The organism is Actinacidiphila sp. bgisy144 (assembly GCF_057708105.1).
Genome location: NZ_JBYIRM010000006.1, coordinates 230,201 through 247,219 on the forward strand (window position 1 = coordinate 230,201; position 17,019 = coordinate 247,219).

At 73.7% G+C, this 17,019-nt stretch carries 14 protein-coding genes; 1 reads left to right on the plus strand and 13 read right to left on the minus strand.

Annotation, left to right across the window (positions count from 1 at the left end; genetic code table 11):
* Positions 1 to 206 precede the first annotated feature (206 nt).
* The 12 genes from coaBC to pyrR all read right to left on the minus strand — a co-directional run bounded on the left by coaBC (position 207) and on the right by pyrR (position 13,693).
* Positions 207 to 1,412: a bifunctional phosphopantothenoylcysteine decarboxylase/phosphopantothenate--cysteine ligase CoaBC gene (gene coaBC / locus AC3EVP_RS09740; RefSeq protein WP_435128132.1), complete on the minus strand. Its 1,206-nt coding sequence runs from the start codon at positions 1,410 to 1,412 to the stop codon at positions 207 to 209.
* Positions 1,413 to 1,529: 117 nt separating this feature from the next.
* Positions 1,530 to 1,805 carry a DNA-directed RNA polymerase subunit omega gene (gene rpoZ / locus AC3EVP_RS09745; RefSeq protein WP_103887663.1) on the minus strand — a complete coding sequence of 92 codons (276 nt, stop codon included), beginning with the start codon at positions 1,803 to 1,805 and terminating at the stop codon, positions 1,530 to 1,532.
* Between the two features lie 90 nt (positions 1,806 to 1,895).
* Entirely contained in the window at positions 1,896 to 2,519 is a 624-nt protein-coding gene (gene gmk / locus AC3EVP_RS09750) for a guanylate kinase (RefSeq protein ID WP_335975914.1), read from the minus strand.
* Between the two features lie 115 nt (positions 2,520 to 2,634).
* Positions 2,635 to 2,958 carry an integration host factor gene (locus AC3EVP_RS09755; protein ID WP_073502779.1) on the minus strand — a complete coding sequence of 108 codons (324 nt, stop codon included), beginning with the start codon at positions 2,956 to 2,958 and terminating at the stop codon, positions 2,635 to 2,637.
* A 317-nt stretch (positions 2,959 to 3,275) separates the two neighbouring features.
* Complete coding sequence (gene pyrF / locus AC3EVP_RS09760) at positions 3,276 to 4,199, minus strand: orotidine-5'-phosphate decarboxylase (RefSeq protein ID WP_435128135.1); 924 nt, start codon at positions 4,197 to 4,199, stop codon at positions 3,276 to 3,278.
* Complete coding sequence (locus AC3EVP_RS09765; protein WP_335975903.1) at positions 4,196 to 5,299, minus strand: quinone-dependent dihydroorotate dehydrogenase; 1,104 nt, start codon at positions 5,297 to 5,299, stop codon at positions 4,196 to 4,198. The genes pyrF and AC3EVP_RS09765 overlap by 4 nt, the downstream gene beginning before the upstream one ends.
* 88 nt (positions 5,300 to 5,387) lie before the next feature.
* Positions 5,388 to 8,705, minus strand: coding sequence for a carbamoyl-phosphate synthase large subunit (gene carB / locus AC3EVP_RS09770; protein ID WP_335975897.1), 3,318 nt, complete (start codon positions 8,703 to 8,705; stop codon positions 5,388 to 5,390).
* Complete coding sequence (gene carA / locus AC3EVP_RS09775; RefSeq protein ID WP_435128138.1) at positions 8,698 to 9,858, minus strand: glutamine-hydrolyzing carbamoyl-phosphate synthase small subunit; 1,161 nt, start codon at positions 9,856 to 9,858, stop codon at positions 8,698 to 8,700. Before carA ends, carB begins: the two co-directional genes overlap by 8 nt.
* Positions 9,855 to 10,484, minus strand: a complete 630-nt coding sequence (locus tag AC3EVP_RS09780; RefSeq protein ID WP_435128140.1) for a PH-like domain-containing protein — start codon at positions 10,482 to 10,484, stop codon at positions 9,855 to 9,857. Before AC3EVP_RS09780 ends, carA begins: the two co-directional genes overlap by 4 nt.
* On the minus strand, positions 10,481 to 11,776 hold the full coding sequence (locus tag AC3EVP_RS09785) for a dihydroorotase (protein ID WP_335975885.1): 1,296 nt from the start codon (positions 11,774 to 11,776) through the stop codon (positions 10,481 to 10,483). Before AC3EVP_RS09785 ends, AC3EVP_RS09780 begins: the two co-directional genes overlap by 4 nt.
* Before the next feature lie 2 nt (positions 11,777 to 11,778).
* A complete protein-coding gene (locus tag AC3EVP_RS09790) occupies positions 11,779 to 12,825 on the minus strand; it encodes an aspartate carbamoyltransferase catalytic subunit (protein ID WP_335975882.1) in 1,047 nt (348 codons plus the stop codon).
* Positions 12,826 to 13,057: 232 nt separating this feature from the next.
* Positions 13,058 to 13,693, minus strand: a complete 636-nt coding sequence (gene pyrR / locus AC3EVP_RS09795; protein WP_335975878.1) for a bifunctional pyr operon transcriptional regulator/uracil phosphoribosyltransferase PyrR — start codon at positions 13,691 to 13,693, stop codon at positions 13,058 to 13,060.
* 187 nt (positions 13,694 to 13,880) lie between these two features.
* Between pyrR and bldD the strand changes: the two genes are divergently transcribed.
* Positions 13,881 to 14,381, plus strand: a complete 501-nt coding sequence (bldD, locus tag AC3EVP_RS09800) for a transcriptional regulator BldD (RefSeq protein ID WP_335975875.1) — start codon at positions 13,881 to 13,883, stop codon at positions 14,379 to 14,381.
* A gap of 149 nt (positions 14,382 to 14,530) precedes the next feature.
* Here bldD and fusA read toward each other — a convergent pair whose 3' ends face one another.
* A complete protein-coding gene (gene fusA / locus AC3EVP_RS09805; protein WP_435128143.1) occupies positions 14,531 to 16,687 on the minus strand; it encodes an elongation factor G in 2,157 nt (718 codons plus the stop codon).
* Between the last annotated feature and the right edge of the window lie 332 nt (positions 16,688 to 17,019).

Genomic DNA, 17,019 nt, shown 5'->3' on the forward strand with positions numbered 1-17,019 from the left:
AGGCCGCCCGGGCGTGGCAGGCCGCCGGCCGCCGACGGTACGTAACCGGCGGCCCACACGCCACTCCCCCACCACCGGCCCCGTACGCCCGCCGGTCCCCGGCGGCGGCTTTCGAAGCGGCCCTCAGGGGGCGTCCGAGGCCGTAGGGGTGACGGGGCCGGGCCGGGGCCTGGTCCAGGCGGGTGGCGCCGCCTGTGGCGGCGCCGTCAGAGGCGGGCGGCGACCAGGTCCCAGACCTGGTCGGCCAGCGCCTCCTTCGGGCCGTGCGGCACCGGCGTGGCGCTGCCGTCGGCGCCGAGCACCACCGCTTCGTTGTCGTCGGTGCCGAAGGCCTTGCCGCCGCCGACCTCGTTGACGACCAGCAGGTCGCAGCCCTTGCGGGCGAGCTTGGCCCGGCCGTTGGCCAGCACGTCGTCGGTCTCGGCGGCGAACCCGGCGACGATCTGCCCGGGCCGGGCGCGGTGCGCCGACAGCTCGGCGAGGACGTCGGGGTTGCGGACCAGCTCGACCGGTGCGGGCCCGGCACCGTCGTCGCTCTTCTTGATCTTGCTGGTGGCGTACGCGGCGGGGCGGAAGTCGGCGACGGCCGCGGCCATCACCACCGCGTCGGCGTCGGACGCGGCCGCCAGCACCGCCGCGCGCAGCTCCTCGGCGGTGCCCACGGCCACCACGTCGGCGCCCGCCGGGTCGGCGAGGGTGTCGGTGTTGGCGGCGACCAGGGTGACCCGGGCGCCGCGGGCGACGGCGGTGCGCGCCAGGGCGTATCCCTGCTTCCCGGAGGAGCGGTTGCCGAGGTAGCGCACGGGGTCCAGCGGTTCGCGGGTGCCGCCGGCGCTGACCACGACGTGCCGCCCGGCGAGGTCGGGGGCGGCGGTGCCGCGGGCGAGGACGCGCCGGCCGACCTGGAAGATCTCGTCCGGGTCGGGCAGCCGCCCCTTGCCGGTGTCCACACCGGTCAGCCGCCCGACGGCGGGCTCGATGACCACGGCGCCGCGGCGGCGCAGCGTGGCGGCGTTCTCCCGGGTGGCGGGGTGCTCCCACATCTCGGTGTGCATGGCGGGGGCGAAGACCACCGGGCAGCGGGCGGTGAGCAGGGTGTTGGTCAGCAGGTCGTCGGCGAGGCCGTGCGCGGCCTTGGCGAGCAGGTCGGCGGTGGCGGGCGCGACGAGCACGAGGTCGGCGTGCTGTCCGATCCGCACGTGCGGCACGTTCTCGACGCCGTCCCAGACCCGGGTGGAGACCGGCCGGCCGGACAGTGCGGCCCAGGTGGCCTCTCCGACGAAGTGCAGGGCGGCGTCGGTGGGCACCACCTGGACGTCGTGCCCGGACTCGGTGAAGCGGCGCAGCACCTCGCACGCCTTGTAGGCGGCGATGCCGCCGCTGACGCCCAGTACGACCTGTGGCCTGCCCATACCCGCTCCGCTCCCGCCGCGCCGTCACGCCGCCGTGGTCACCCGATGACACCACCCCATGACACACCACGGGCCCGGCGGTCGCGCCGCCGGGCCCGTGCTGAGGTGCCTACCGCCTCACTGGGTGGGCGGTGCCTCGACGGCCTCGGAGGTCAGCAGGCCGGCGTTGATCTCGCGCAGCGCGATGGAGAGCGGCTTCTCGTGGACGTGGGTGTCCACCAGCGGGCCGACGTACTCCAGCAGGCCCTCACCGAGCTGGGAGTAGTACGCGTTGATCTGGCGGGCGCGCTTGGCCGCGTAGATCACCAGGCTGTACTTGGAGTCGGTGGCTTCGAGCAGCTCGTCGATCGGCGGGTTGATGATGCCCTCGGGCGTGGTGATGGAAGAGGACACGCTCTACCTACCCCTACTTGTGGAAGGACTTCTGGGACGGGACCCCGGGACCGGGGGCTCGCTGCCGGGCGGCCGCGCGGAAGCGCGAGGTCACCCGATGTTCATCAAGGCTAGCAGCTCGCGTGCTACATCCTCGACGGAGGTGTTGACAAGCGTCTCGTCGAACTCGGACTCCGCGGCCAGTTCGATCCTCGCCGCCGCGAGCCGCCGCTCGATCACCTCGGGCGACTCGGTGCCGCGCCCGGTGAGCCGGCGGACCAGCTCCTCCCAGCTCGGCGGGGCGAGGAAGACCAACCGCGCCTCGGGCATCGAGGTCCGCACCAGCCGGGCGCCCTGCAGGTCGATCTCCAGCAGCACGGGCGCGCCGGAGGCGAGCCGGTCGAGTACGGCGCGGCGCGGGGTGCCGTAGCGGTTGCCCGCGAACTCCGCCCACTCCAGCAGTTCGCCGTTGGCGACGAGCTTGTCGAACTCGTCGTCGTCGACGAAGTGGTACTGCACCCCGTCGCGTTCGCCGGGGCGGGGTCTGCGGGTGGTGGCGGACACCGAGAGCCATACCTCGGGGTGGGACGCGCGCAGATGGGCGACGACCGTGCTCTTGCCGACCCCGGAAGGGCCGGAGAGCACGGTCAGTCGCGGGTGTCTGACCGGAGCGGCCGGGGAAGCCCCCTGCGAGGCGGGGGGCGTGGCCGGCCCCGGTGAGGCTGGAGAACTCATGAGGCGATTATCCCCGGTTCCCGAGAGCGGCGGGAACCGGTGTCACCGCCTCGTCTCCGCGAGGACGGCGCCGCCCCACCTGCGGGCGGGCTGCGGCGGCGTCCGGAGACGCGACTCAGGCGGGGGTGCCGCCGAACTCACGTTCCAGGGAAGCGATCTGGTTGGAACCCAGGCCACGCACCCGGCGGCTCTCGGAGATGCCGAGCCGCTCCATGATCTGCTTGGCGCGGACCTTGCCGACGCCCGGCAGGGACTCAAGGAGGGCGGAGACCTTCATCTTGCCGATGACATCGTTCTCCTGGCCCTGCTTGATGACCTCGTGCAGGCTGGCGCCGGAGTGCTTGAGCCGGTTCTTGACCTCGGCGCGCTCCCGGCGAGCCGCGGCGGCCTTTTCGAGCGCGGCAGCGCGCTGTTCAGGGGTAAGGGGCGGAAGAGCCACGCCTACGTCACCTCGGATGTAGATCAATCGGATAAGGAGTAGGAGCCGACCGGAGGCACCGGTCGACCTGCAGCGCACCTGGGCGGCGCGCTCCTGTCGGAGACTAGCGGTCCCAGCGGCCCAAGTCAGCGAGAACAGATGAAAAGTCCAGGTCAGCCTTGATCCGAGGGGATATACGGGACATACCGGAACGGGATTCGGCGTCAATGAGCCCAGTTGTTGAAACCGGCCCTTTTTTCGGCCGTTTCCCAGCCCATTCACCGGCCGATTCAGCGGCCGATCGAGCGGCGGATCGAGCAGCGGAATCAGGGTCCGATTCAGCGGCCGGCCGACCGTCCCGCGATACCGCCCGGTGCGGCCGCACCGTCCACGGCCGCCCGTACCTCCGCCACATACTCCCGTACCGATTTCAACAAAGCCGCCGGGTCCGGTCCGTGCCGCAGCACGTCCCGGCTCACGCTCGGCAGCACGTTCGGCAGCACCGCGCCGAAGAGCGCCGGCAGGTCCGCCGGCGTCGCGCCCTGGGCGCCGACACCGGGGGCCAGCAGCGGGCCGTTGACCGCGAGGTCCGCGCCCGCCTCGGCCAGCGTCGCCCCGACCACCGCGCCCACCGAACCCAGCGGCGCCGCGCCCTCGTTCTCCGCCGCGACGGCGTCCAGCATCACCTGCGCCACCGACCGCCCGTCGGCCGCGGTCGCCCGCTGCACCTGGCCGCCCTCCGGGTTGGAGGTCAGCGCCAGGACGAACACCCCCGTGCCCGCCGCCCGCGCCGCGTCCAGCGCCGGGCGCAGCGACCCGAACCCGAGGAACGGGCTGACCGTCAGCGCGTCGCTGAACAGCGGGGCGCCCGGGGCGAGATAGGTCGCCGCGTACGCGTCCATGGTGGAGCCGATGTCCCCGCGCTTGGCGTCCATCAGCACCAGCGCGCCCGCCTCCCGGGCTCGGGCCACCGTCTTCTCCAAGACCGCGACACCGCGCGAGCCGAACCGCTCGAAGAACGCGGACTGCGGCTTGAACACCGCGGTGTGCTCGCCCAGCGCCTCCACCACGGTCAGCGCGAAGCGCTCCAGGCCGGACGGGTCGAAGGGCAGCCCCCAGCGGCTGAGCAGGCCCGCGTGCGGGTCGATGCCGACGCACAGCGGCCCGCGGGTGTCCATCGCCCGGCGCAGCCGCGCGCCGAACGGCTCGGGCGGTGCGACGGACGTCTTGGGGGCGGGCGGCGGGGTGCTGCTGCCGGTCATGCGGTCACCTTCCGGGAGTGGGCGCCGACCGCGTCGGCGAGGGTGGCGTACGGGCTGGCGGCCAGCCGGGCGGCCAGCCCCTTGTGCATGCCGCGCATCCAGAACGGGCCGCGGTAGATGAAGGCGGTGTACCCCTGCACCAGGGTCGCGCCGGCCAGGATGCGCTGCCAGGCGTCCTCGGCGTCCTCCACGCCGCCGACGCCGACCAGCGTGACCTGGTCGCCGACCCGCCGGTACAGCCGGCTCAGCACCTGGAGCGAACGGTCCTTGAGCGGCGCGCCGGACAGCCCGCCGGCCTCCGCGGTCAGCGCCGCGGGCGAGCGCAGGCCCTCCCGGCCGATCGTGGTGTTGGTGGCGATGATGCCGTCCAGGCCCAGTTCGACGGCCAGGTCCGCGACCGCGTCCACGTCCTCGTCCGCGAGGTCGGGGGCGATCTTCACCAGCAGCGGCACCCGGCGGGTGGTCACCGTGCGGTCCGCGGCCGCCCGTACCGCCGCCAGCAGCGGGCGCAGCGCCTCGGTCGCCTGGAGGTCGCGCAGGCCCGGGGTGTTGGGCGAGGACACGTTCACCACGAGGTAGTCCGCGTGCTCGGCGAGGCGCTCGGTCGAGGTGACGTAGTCGGCGATCGCGTCCTGCTCGGCGACGGCCTTGGTCTTGCCGATGTTGACGCCCACGGTGGTCCGGAAGACCTGCCTGCGGGTGGCCAGGCGCGCGGCCACCGCGGCCGAGCCCTCGTTGTTGAAGCCCATCCGGTTGATCAGCGCGCGGTCCGCGACCAGCCGGAACATCCGCTTCTTCGGGTTGCCCGGCTGCGCCTGGCCGGTGACGGTGCCGACCTCCACGTGGTCGAAGCCGAGCATCGCCATCCCGTCGATGGCGACGGCGTTCTTGTCGAACCCGGCGGCCAGCCCGAACGGGCCGTGCATGCGCAGGCCCAGCGCCTCGGTGCGCAGGCTCGCGTACCGGGGGGCCAGCGCGGCCGCGACGAACGTGCGCACCACCGGTACCCGCGCCGCCAGCCGAATCCACCGGAAGGCCAGGTGGTGCGCCTTCTCCGGGTCCATCCCGCGGAAGACCAGCTTGAAGAACAGGGCGTACATGGCTCGCTTTCGTTCGTCAGGGGGCGCCCCGGTGCGGGGCGCCCCGAAGGCGCACAGGGGCGCCCGCCTACCGGGGCCGCGGCGCCGGCTACCGGGCCCGGGCCTGCTCCAGGGCCGCGGCGTGGTCCTGGAGGGACCGCACCCCGATGTCGCCGCGGGTGAGCGCGTCGATGCCCTGGACGGCCGCCGCCAGCGCCTGCACGGTGGTCAGGCACGGCACGCCGCGGGAGACCGCGGCGGTGCGGATGTCGTAGCCGTCCAGGCGGCCGCCGGTGCCGAAGGGGGTGTTGACGATGAGGTCGATCTCGCCCTCGTGGATGAGGGTGACCACGGTGGGCTCCCCGTCCGGTCCGGTGCCCTCGCTCTGCTTGCGCACCACGCGCGCCTCGATGCCGTTGCGGCGCAGCACCTCCGCGGTGCCGGAGGTGGCCAGCAGTTCGAAGCCGTGCTCGATCAGCGCCCGCGCCGGGAAGATCAGCGCCCGCTTGTCGCGGTTGGCGACGGAGACGAACGCGCGGCCCTTGGTGGGCAGCGCGCCGTAGGCGCCGGCCTGCGACTTGGCGTAGGCGGTGCCGAAGACCGCGTCGATGCCCATGACCTCGCCGGTGGAGCGCATCTCCGGGCCGAGGATGGTGTCCACGCCGCGGCCGGCGGCGTCGCGGAAGCGGCTCCAGGGCAGCACCGCCTCCTTGACGGAGATCGGCGCGTCCAGCGGCAGGGTGCCGCCGTCGCCGGCGGCCGGCAGCAGTCCCTCGGCGCGCAGTTCGGCCACGGTCGCGCCCAGCGAGATCCGGGCGGCGGCCTTGGCCAGCGGCACCGCGGTGGCCTTGGAGGTGAAGGGCACGGTGCGCGAGGCGCGCGGGTTGGCCTCCAGGACGTAGAGGATGTCCCCGGCCAGCGCGAACTGGATGTTGATCAGCCCGCGCACGCCGACGCCCGCGGCGATCGCCTCGGTGGAGGCCCGCAGCCGCTTGATGTCATGGCTGCCCAGGGTGATCGGCGGCAGCGCGCACGCGGAGTCGCCGGAGTGGATGCCGGCCTCCTCGATGTGCTCCATGACGCCGCCGAGGTACAGCTCGTGGCCGTCGTAGAGCGCGTCGACGTCGATCTCGATGGCGTCGTCGAGGAAGCGGTCGACCAGCACGGGGCGGGTCGGGCTGATCTCGGTGGACTCGGCGATGTACGCGGCGAGCCGGGTCTCGTCGTAGACGATCTCCATGCCGCGGCCGCCGAGCACGTACGAGGGGCGGACCAGCACCGGGTAGCCGATCTCGTCGGCGATGGCCTTGGCGCCGGTGAAGGAGGTGGCGGTGCCGTGCTTGGGCGCGGGCAGGCCCGCCTCGGCGAGTACCCGGCCGAACGCGCCGCGGTCCTCGGCGAGGTGGATCGCCTCGGGCGAGGTGCCGACGACGGGCACGCCGTTGTCCTTCAGCGCCTGCGCCAGGCCGAGCGGGGTCTGCCCGCCGAGCTGCACGATGACGCCCGCGATCGGGCCGGCGACGCTCTCGGCGTGCACGATCTCCAGCACGTCCTCCAAGGTGAGCGGCTCGAAGTAGAGCCGGTCGGAGGTGTCGTAGTCGGTGGAGACGGTCTCGGGGTTGCAGTTGACCATCACGGTCTCGTACCCGGCGTCGTGCAGCGCGAAGGAGGCGTGCACGCAGGAGTAGTCGAACTCGATGCCCTGGCCGATCCGGTTGGGCCCGGAGCCGAGGATGATCACTGCCGGGCGGGTGCGCGGCGCGACCTCGGTCTCCTCGTCGTAGGAGGAGTAGAAGTACGGCGTGCGGGCGGCGAACTCGGCGGCGCAGGTGTCGACGGTCTTGTACACCGGGCGCAGGCCCAGGGTGTGCCGGACCTCGCGGACGACGTCCTCGCGCAGGTCGCGGATCGCGGCGATCTGCGCGTCGGAGAAGCCGTGCCGCTTGGCCTCGGCGAGCACCTGCGGGTCGAGCTGGTCGGCGGCGGCCAGCTCGTCGGCGATCTCCTTGACCAGGAAGAGCTGGTCGACGAACCACGGGTCGATCCTGGTGGCGTCGAAGACCTCCTGGGGGGTGGCGCCAGCCCGGATCGCGGTCATCACGGCGTTGATCCGGCCGTCGGTGGGCACGCCCGCGACCGCCAGCAGCTCGTCCTTGGCGGCCGGGTCGACCGGGGTGGCGAAGTCGAACTGCGAGCCCTTGCGCTCCAGCGAGCGCAGAGCCTTGTTGAGCGCCTCGGTGAAGTTGCGGCCGATCGCCATCGCCTCGCCCACCGACTTCATGGTGGTGGTCAGGCTGGCGTCGGCGGCCGGGAACTTCTCGAAGGCGAACCGCGGGACCTTCACCACCACGTAGTCCAGGGTGGGTTCGAAGGACGCCGGGGTCTGCTCGGTGATGTCGTTGGGGATCTCGTCGAGGGTGTAGCCGACGGCGAGGCGCGCGGCGATCTTCGCGATCGGGAAGCCGGTGGCCTTGGAGGCGAGCGCGGAGGAGCGGGAGACGCGGGGGTTCATCTCGATGACGATGACCCGGCCGTCCTCGGGGTTCACCGCGAACTGGATGTTGCAGCCGCCGGTGTCGACGCCGACCTCGCGGATCACCGCGATGCCGATGTCGCGCAGGATCTGGTACTCGCGGTCGGTGAGGGTCATCGCGGGCGCCACGGTGATCGAGTCGCCGGTGTGCACGCCCATCGGGTCGAAGTTCTCGATGGAGCAGACCACCACGACGTTGTCGTGCTTGTCGCGCATCAGCTCCAGCTCGTACTCCTTCCAGCCGAGGATGGACTCCTCCAGGAGCACCTCGGTGGTCGGCGAGAGCGTCAGGCCCTGGCCGGCGATGCGGCGCAGCTCGGCCTCGTCGTGGGCGAAGCCGGAGCCGGCGCCGCCCATGGTGAAGGAGGGCCGGACCACGACGGGGTAGCCGCCGAGGGTGTCCACGCCGGCGAGCACATCGTCCATGGAGTGGCAGATCACCGAGCGGGCGGACTCGCCGTGCCCGATCTTCTGCCGTACCGCCTCCACGACGCCCTTGAACAGGTCGCGGTCCTCGCCCTTGTGGATGGCCTCGACGTTGGCGCCGATCAGCTCCACGCCGTGTTCGGCGAGCACGCCGCTCTCGTGCAGGGCGATCGCGGTGTTCAGCGCGGTCTGGCCGCCCAGGGTGGGCAGCAGCGCGTCGGGCCGCTCCTTGGCGATGATCTTCTCGACGTACTCCGGGGTGATCGGCTCGACGTAGGTGGCGTCGGCGATCTCCGGGTCGGTCATGATCGTGGCGGGGTTGGAGTTGACCAGGACGACCCGCAGGCCCTCGGCCTTCAGGACCCGGCACGCCTGGGTGCCGGAGTAGTCGAACTCGGCGGCCTGGCCGATGACGATCGGGCCGGAGCCGATGACCAGGACGGACTGGATATCGGTGCGCTTAGGCACGCTGGCCCTCCATCGAGACGGTGCTCATCAAAGCGGTGAAGCGGTCGAACAGGTAGGCGGCGTCGTGCGGGCCGGCGGCGGCCTCGGGGTGGTACTGGACGCTGAAGGCGGGCTTGTCGAGCAGCCGCAGCCCCTCCACGACGTTGTCGTTGAGGCAGACGTGGCTGACCTCGGCGCGCCCGTACGGGGTGTCGCTGACCTGGTCGAGGGGGGCGTCGACGGCGAAGCCGTGGTTGTGCGCGGTGACCTCGACCTTGCCGGTGGCGCGGTCCTGCACGGGCTGGTTGATGCCGCGGTGGCCGTACTTGAGCTTGTAGGTGCCGAAGCCCAGGGCGCGGCCGAGGAGCTGGTTGCCGAAGCAGATGCCGAACAGCGGGGTGCCGCGCTCCAGGACCGCCTTGATGACGGTGAGGTCGGCGGTGGCGGGGTCGCCGGGGCCGTTGGACAGGAACACCCCGTCGGGGTTGGTCGCGTAGACCTCCTCGACGGTGGCGGTGGCCGGCAGCACGTGCACCTCGACGCCGCGCTCGGCCAGGCGGTGCGGGGTCATGCCCTTGATGCCCAGGTCGAGGGCGGCGACGGTGAAGCGCTTGGTGCCGATCGCGGGGACGACGTAGGACTCGGCGGTGGCGACCTCGGCGGACAGGTCCGCGCCGGTCATCTGGGGGGCCTGGCGGACCCGGTCCACCAGGGCCGCGTCGTCGGCCGGGCCGGCCTGGAGCGCGGGGCCGGAGAAGATGCCGACCCGCATCGCGCCGCGCTCGCGCAGGTGGCGGGTGAGGGCGCGGGTGTCGATGCCGCTGATGCCGACCACGCCCTGCGCGGACAGCTCGTCGTCCAGGGAGCGCCGGGAGCGCCAGTTGGACGGGACGCGGGCGGGGTCGCGCACCACGTAGCCGGCGACCCAGATCCGGCGGGACTCGGGGTCCTCGTCGTTGACGCCGGTGTTGCCCACGTGCGGGGCGGTCATGACGACGACCTGGCGGTGGTAGGACGGGTCGGTCAGGGTCTCCTGGTAGCCGGTCATGCCGGTGGAGAACACGGCCTCGCCGAAGGTCTCCCCCACGGCCCCGTAGGCGCGGCCGCGGAAGATGCGGCCGTCCTCCAGTACGAGTACGGCGGGCGCGGTGGCCGCCCGGGTGGAGGTCGTCATCGTGCGCCTTCCTTTTCGGTGGTCGTTGCCACGGCTTCGGTGGTGAATGTCACGGCCCGGTCGCCGCTCAGCTCGGTGATCGCCTGGGCCCAGGCCGGGTGGTCCGCGGCGTGCTCGGCGCGGAAGCCGGAGTCGATCAGGGTGCCGCCGTGCTCCCAGGTGACGACCAGCAGGCCGCCTTCGGGCAGCACCTTCCCCGCGATGGCCTGGTCCAGCCGGGCGCCGCGCAGGGCGGCGGCCGGCACCAGGAAGCCGGGGGCGCCGGTGCGCTCGACCAGCAGGCCGCGCGCGGTCAGGGTGAGACGGGCCCTGCTGCGGACGCCCAGGCCGTGCGCGACGATCCGGTCCAGCCACTGCCCGGCGGTGGTCGAGCCGTGGTAGCGGCCGTCGGCGACCAGCAGCGGTGCGCCCAGTTCGGCGGCGTCGGCGGGGGCGGGCGGCAGCTCGGGCAGGCCGCCTTGCAGGGTGCGGCGCCACTGCCAGCCCTGCCGCATCAGCCAGTAGACCAGGCCGATCACCAGGGCCAGGCCGACGATCCAGCCGAGCCGGTCGGTCCAGTGGGTGACCTTCGCGGAGTGCTTGCCGCCCTCGGCGGCGGTGGCCGCCAGCGCTGTCAGAGTCGTCACGTGAGCTTCCCGTCCATGACCGTCGCACGGCCCCGCAGGAAGGTCGCGATGACCCGGCCGGGCAGCTCGCGCCCCGCGTAGGGGGTGTTGCGGCTGCGGGAGGCGAAGTCCGCGGGGTTGACGGTTCCACGGTATGCGGGATCGAGCAGCACCAGGTTGGCGGGCTCGCCGGGGGCGATCGGCCGGCCGTGTCCTTCGAGCCGTCCGATGGCCGCGGGCCGGGCCGACATGCGGTCGGCGACGCCGGCCCAGTCCAGCAGCCCGGTGTCGACCATGGTGTGCTGCACCACCGACAGCGCGGTCTCCAGGCCGACCATGCCCATGGCGGCCGCGGACCACTCGCAGTCCTTGTCCTCGTGCGGGTGCGGGGCGTGGTCGGTGGCGACGCAGTCGATGGTGCCGTCGGCGAGCGCCTCGCGCAGCGCCAGCACGTCGGCCTCGGTGCGCAGCGGCGGGTTGACCTTGTAGACGGGGTCGTAGCTGCGCACCAGTTCGTCGGTGAGCAGCAGGTGGTGCGGGGTGACCTCGGCGGTGACGTCCCAGCCCTTGGACTTCGCCCAGCGGACGATCTCGACCGAGCCGGCCGTGGACAGGTGGCAGATGTGCACGCGGGAGCCGACGTGCGCGGCGAGCAGCACGTCCCGGGCGATGATCGACTCCTCGGCGACCGCCGGCCAGCCGGTCAGGCCGAGCTCGCCGGAGACGGTGCCCTCGTTCATCTGGGCGCCCTCGGTCAGCCGCGGCTCCTGGGCGTGCTGGGCGACGACGCCGTCGAACGCCTTCACGTACTCCAGCGCGCGGCGCATGATCACCGCGTCGTCCACGCACTTGCCGTCGTCGGAGAAGACCCGCACCCCGGCGGCGGAGTCGGCCATCGCGCCCAGCTCGGCGAGCTGCTTGCCGGCCAGGCCCACGGTGACGGCGCCGACCGGCTGCACGTCGCAGTACCCGGACTCCTTGCCGAGCCGCCAGACCTGCTCCACGACGCCCGCGGTGTCGGCGACGGGGAAGGTGTTGGCCATGGCGTGTACGGCCGTGTAGCCGCCGACGGCCGCGGCGCGGGTGCCGGTCAGCACCGTCTCGGAGTCCTCGCGGCCGGGTTCGCGCAGGTGGGTGTGGAGGTCGACCAGGCCGGGCAGCAGGATGCGGCCGGTGCCGTCGACGACATCGACGACGTCGGCGCCCTCCCCGGACAGGCCGGCGCCGACCGCCTCGACCTTCTCGCCGTCGATCAGGACGTCCTGGGTCTCGCCGCCGAGCAGCCGTGCACCGCGGATCAGGATCTTGCTCATCGTCACTTGCTCTCCTCGGTACGGGCGGCTTCGGTGGCGGTGCCGGCCGCGCTGCTGACGGCGGGCCGGGCGGGCTCGGCAGGTGGGGCGGGCTCGGTACGGGCCGGGGCGATCGCCGGCTCCGAGCCGCCGAGCAGCAGGTAGAGCACGGCCATCCGGGTGCTGACGCCGTTGGCGACCTGCTCGACGGCGGTGCAGCGGGGCGAGTCGGCGACCTCGGCGGTGATCTCCATGCCGCGGTTCATCGGGCCGGGGTGCATGACGATCGCGTGCTCGGGCAGCGCCGCCATCCGCAGCCCGTCCAGGCCGTAGCGGCGGGCGTACTCGCGCTCGGTGGGGAAGAACGCGGCGTTCATCCGCTCGCGCTGGACCCGCAGCATCATCACCGCGTCGGACGTCGCGAGCACCGCGTCCAGGTCGTAGGAGACCGTGCAGGGCCAGGTCTCGACGCCGATCGGCAGCAGCGTCGGCGGCGCGACCAGGGTGACCTCGGCGCCCAGGGTGGTCAGCAGCTGCACGTTGGAGCGGGCGACCCGGCTGTGCAGCACGTCGCCGACGACGGTGATCCGCCGGCCGTCGAGGCCGCGGCCGACGCCCGAGAGGTGGCGGCGCATGGTCAGCGCGTCCAGCAGGGCCTGGGTGGGGTGCTCGTGGGTGCCGTCGCCGGCGTTGACCACGGAGGCGTTGATCCAGCCGGAGGTGGCCAGCCGGTGCGGGGCGCCGGAGAAGTGGTGGCGGATGACGACCGCGTCGGCGCCCATCGCCTCCAGGGTGAGCGCGGTGTCCTTCAGCGACTCGCCCTTGGAGACCGAGGAGCCCTTGGCGGAGAAGTTGATGACGTCGGCCGACAGCCGTTTCGCCGCGGCCTCGAAGGAGATGCGGGTGCGGGTCGAGTCCTCGAAGAAGAGGTTCACGACGGTGCGGCCGCGCAGGGTGGGCAGCTTCTTGATCGGCCGGTCGGCGACGCGGGCCATCTCCTCGGCGGTGTCCAGGACGAGGATGGCGTCGTCGCGGGTGAGGTCCGCGGCCGAGATCAGGTGGCGCTTCATGCAGGGGGCTCCGGGGGCTGGGTGGCCGGGCGGGCGGGTGCGGTGGGGGTTCGCACCCGGGCGCGGTCGGCCGGGCGTGCGGGCTCGGTCGGTACGGGCAGGGGCGGGCGCGCGGGACGGGGCGCTGCGTGCGGTCCGGCGGCGCGGCCGGGGCGGGCCGCAGCCGGGTGCGGCGGTGCGCTGCGGTGCGCGGCGGGCGGCGCCGCAGGCGCGGGCCGCCGTGCGAAGGGCGCTAGCCGTCCGCGGTGTGGCCCGCGCGCGGGCCCGGGTCCTTCTGGCCGAGCAGCACGCTGTCGCGGCCGTCCTCCTCCGCGAGCAGCACCTTGACCGTCTCGCGCAGCGAGGTGGGCAGGTTCTTGCCGACGTAGTCCGCGCGGATCGGCAGCTCGCGGTGGCCGCGGTCGACCAGCACCGCGAGCTGGACCGCGCGCGGGCGGCCGATGTCGCCGAGCGCGTCGAGGGCGGCGCGGATGGTGCGGCCGGAGAAGAGCACGTCGTCGACGAGGACCACCAGGCGGCCGTCGACGCCGTCGCCGGGGATGTCGGTGCGGGCGAGCGCGCGCGGCGGGTGCAGCCGCAGGTCGTCGCGGTACATCGTGATGTCGAGCGAGCCGACTGCGGCGGCGCGGCCGGTGATCTCGGCGAGCTTGTCGGCGAGCCGGCGGGCGAGGAAGACCCCGCGGGTGGGGATGCCGAGGAGCACCACGTCGTCGGCGCCCTTGGCGCGTTCGACGATCTCGTGGGCGATGCGGGTGAGTACCCGGGCGATGTCCGGGGCTTCGAGCACGGGGCGGGCGGTGCCGGCACTTTCGGCTCTGGCGCTGCCGCCGGGTGCCGTGCTCGTGGTGGTGCTGCGGTCGTCGACCATGGGCCGGGGACCTCCTTCCCCGCCTCACGGGACGGGCCTTAAAGGACGTCTGGAAGTACGTCCCCCACCGTAGCAGGCGACCGGGACGGCCCAGGTCAGGGCCCGGTCGGACGCTTTCCGCTTGACGAGCCCGGATTACGCTGCGTAACCTCACAGTGAGTCACCGAGTTTCCGTCCGGGGAGCCATATGTCCAGCGATTACGCCAAACAGCTCGGAGCAAAACTCCGTGCCATCCGCACGCAGCAGGGCCTGTCCCTGCACGGCGTCGAGGAGAAGTCCCAGGGCCGCTGGAAGGCCGTGGTCGTGGGGTCGTACGAGCGCGGCGACCGCGCCGTGACCGTGCAGCGCCTCGCCGAGCTCGCCGACTTCTACGGCGTCCCGGTGCAGGAGCTGCTGCCCGGGACCACGCCCGGCGGTGCCGCCGAGCCGCCGCCGAAGCTGGTGCTCGACCTGGAGCGGCTGTCCCAGGTCCCGCCGGAGAAGGCCGGCCCCCTCCAGCGCTACGCGGCCACCATCCAGAGCCAGCGTGGCGACTACAACGGCAAGGTGCTGTCGATCCGCCAGGACGACCTGCGCACCCTCGCGGTCATCTACGACCAGTCGCCCTCGGTGCTGACCGAGCAGCTGATCTCGTGGGGCGTCCTCGACGCGGACGCCCGCCGAGCGGTGCAGCACGAGGAGAGCTGACCGCTCAAGCGGCATCGCCGTTGCAGAAACGTCCCCGCGCCCGGCGCGGCGCCCCTCACGGGCCGCCGCGCCGGGCGCGGGCGTTTCCGGCGGCTCCGCCCGGGCGGCTGGGCCTTTCCCGGCCGGGCGGAGCCGCCGTGTACTGACCGTCAGCTCCCGGCACCCGCCGCGCCTGCCGGGGCCGGGGCGTACCCGGCCGGGCGGGTGGTGAAGGTGCCGCGGCCCCGGGTACGGCTGCGCAGGCGCGTCGCGTAGCCGAACAGCTCGGCCAGCGGCACCGCGGCGGTGACCACGGAGGTGCCCGCGCGGGCGGTGGAGCCGGTGACCCGGCCGCGCCGGGCCGCGAGGTCGCCGAGCACACCGCCGACCGCGTCGTCCGGCACGGTCACCGTGACCTCGACCAGCGGCTCCAGCACCACCGCCGCCGAGGCCCGCAGCGCCGCCCGCAGCGCGAAGCGGCCCGCGGCACGGAAGGCCGTCTCGGAGGAGTCCTTGGGATGGGTCGCCCCGTCGGTGAGCGTGACCCGCACCCCCGTGACCGGGTGCCCGCCGACCGGGCCCTCGGCGAGCGCGTCGCGGCAGCCGTCTTCCACCGCGCGCACGTACTCCCGCGGCACCCGCCCGCCGACCACCGTCGAGACGAACACGAACCCCTCCTGCGTACCGTCCTGCTCTCCTTCCCCCTGCCCGGCGGCGGGCCGCAGCGGCTCGACGTCGAGCACGACATGGGCGAACTGCCCGGCGCCCCCGTCCTGTTTGACGTGCCGGTACACCACACCGGTCACCCCGCGGACGACCGTCTCCCGGTAGGCGACCTGCGGCCGGCCGACCGCGACCTCCAGCCCCTGGGCGCGGCGGATCTTCTCCACCGCCACCTCCAGGTGGAGTTCGCCCCTCCCCGACAGCACGGTCTGCCCGCTCTCCGGGTCGGTCCGCACCACCAGTGACGGGTCCTCCTCGACCAGCCGGGCCAGCGCCACCGCCAGCCGCCCGGTGTCGCCGCTGCGGCGTGCCTCGACCGCGACGGACACCACCGGCTCGGCCGCCGAGGACGGTTCGAGCACCAGCGGGGCCGCCGGCGCGCACAGCGTCGCCCCGGCGCGCGCGGCCTTCACGCCGACGACGGCCACGATGTCGCCGGCCACCGCCTGCTCCGACTCGGTGTGCCGGTCGGCCCGCACCCGCAGGATGCGCCCGACCCGCTCGGTGCGTCCGGCGCCCGCGTCCAGCACCGTGTCCCCCTTCCGCAGCGTGCCCGAGTAGACCCGGAGGAACGTCAGCCGCCCGGTGGCGGTCGAGTTCACCTTGAACACCAGTCCCGCGAACGGCGCTTCGGGGTCGGCCGGGCGCTCCTCGGCGCCCTCCGGCCCGGCCGCGCTCCCCCGCCCGGCGGACGTGCCGCGCACCGGCGGTACGTCCAGCGGCGAGGGCAGGTAGGCCACGGCCGCGTCGAGCAGCGGCTCGACCCCGCGGTTGCGGTATGCCGAGCCGCACAGCACCACCACGGCCCCGCCCCCGCGGGTGAGGTCGCGCAGGGCCGCGGCGAGCGTCCCGTCCCGCAGCGCGGTGTGCGCGCAGAACTCCTCCAGCGCTTCCGGGTGCAGCTCCGCGACGGCCTCCTCCAGCAGCCGGCGCCGCCGCCGGGCCTCCACCAGCAGCCCGTCCGGTACCGCGCCCACGGCCATCCGTCCGGCGTCGTCCCAGGTCAGCGCGTTCATCGCGACCAGGTCCACCACGCCGGTGAAGCCGTCCTCGCGTCCGATCGGCAGCTGTACGGCCAGCGGTACCGGGTGCAGCCGCTGCCGGATCGACGCCACGGCCGTGTCCAGGTCGGCGCCGGCCCGGTCGAGCTTGTTGACGAACGCGATCCTCGGCACGCCGTGCCGGTCGGCCTGCCGCCACACCGACTCGCTCTGCGGCTCCACTCCGGCGACCGCGTCGAACACCGCGATCGCGCCGTCGAGCACCCGCAGGGAGCGTTCGACCTCGTCGGCGAAGTCGACGTGCCCGGGGGTGTCGATCAGGTTGATGCGGTGGCCGGCCCAGTCGCAACTGGCCGCGGCGGCGAAGATGGTGATGCCGCGGTCGCGTTCCTGCGGGTCGAAGTCGGTGACGGTGGTGCCGTCGTGCACCTCTCCGCGCCTATGGGTGGCGCCGGTCAGGAAAAGGAACCGCTCGGTGACGGTGGTCTTCCCGGCGTCGACATGGGCGAGGATGCCGAGGTTGCGTACGGCGGCGAGGGGGCCGGCGGGGCGGGGAAGAGGCGTACGCGGAACGGGGGTACGGAGAAGCGGGGTGCTGCGCATGGCCGTCGGGCCTTTCGGGACGGGTCCTGAACAGGGCAGCGCGATGCGCGGACGGCACGGCCGGGCCGGGTGGTCCCGGGGGTGGTGCGGACGTCGGGTGTACGGACGTCAGGCCGTCGTCGCGGACTTCCGGTGCCGGGCGCGCAGCGGGCACCGGGCGGAGGTGGACAGAAGCAGCACCTCGTGGCCGGCCTGGGGAACAGTGGCAGCAGTGCGGTGGCGCACGGCCTGCTCCCCTCTCGCGTCTCCAACGGCTCCTGGCGCGACCGACTGTAGGGCAGCGGCCTCGCCCACCGCACCGGGTTTTCCGGGCGCGGGAGACGCCGACGCCC

Bases quoted from the DNA above. Each gene is read 5' to 3' on its own strand.
- coaBC (WP_435128132.1), bottom strand. From the start codon at position 1,412: ATGGGCAGGCCACAGGTCGTACTGGGCGTCAGCGGCGGCATCGCCGCC.
- gmk (WP_335975914.1), bottom strand. From the start codon at position 2,519: ATGAGTTCTCCAGCCTCACCGGGGCCGGCCACGCCCCCCGCCTCGCAG.
- pyrF (WP_435128135.1), bottom strand. From the start codon at position 4,199: ATGACCGGCAGCAGCACCCCGCCGCCCGCCCCCAAGACGTCCGTCGCA.
- AC3EVP_RS09765 (WP_335975903.1), bottom strand. From the start codon at position 5,299: ATGTACGCCCTGTTCTTCAAGCTGGTCTTCCGCGGGATGGACCCGGAG.
- carA (WP_435128138.1), bottom strand. From the start codon at position 9,858: ATGACGACCTCCACCCGGGCGGCCACCGCGCCCGCCGTACTCGTACTG.
- AC3EVP_RS09785 (WP_335975885.1), bottom strand. From the start codon at position 11,776: ATGAGCAAGATCCTGATCCGCGGTGCACGGCTGCTCGGCGGCGAGACC.
- AC3EVP_RS09790 (WP_335975882.1), bottom strand. From the start codon at position 12,825: ATGAAGCGCCACCTGATCTCGGCCGCGGACCTCACCCGCGACGACGCC.
- pyrR (WP_335975878.1), bottom strand. From the start codon at position 13,693: ATGGTCGACGACCGCAGCACCACCACGAGCACGGCACCCGGCGGCAGC.
- bldD (WP_335975875.1), top strand. From the start codon at position 13,881: ATGTCCAGCGATTACGCCAAACAGCTCGGAGCAAAACTCCGTGCCATC.
- fusA (WP_435128143.1), bottom strand. From the start codon at position 16,687: ATGCGCAGCACCCCGCTTCTCCGTACCCCCGTTCCGCGTACGCCTCTT.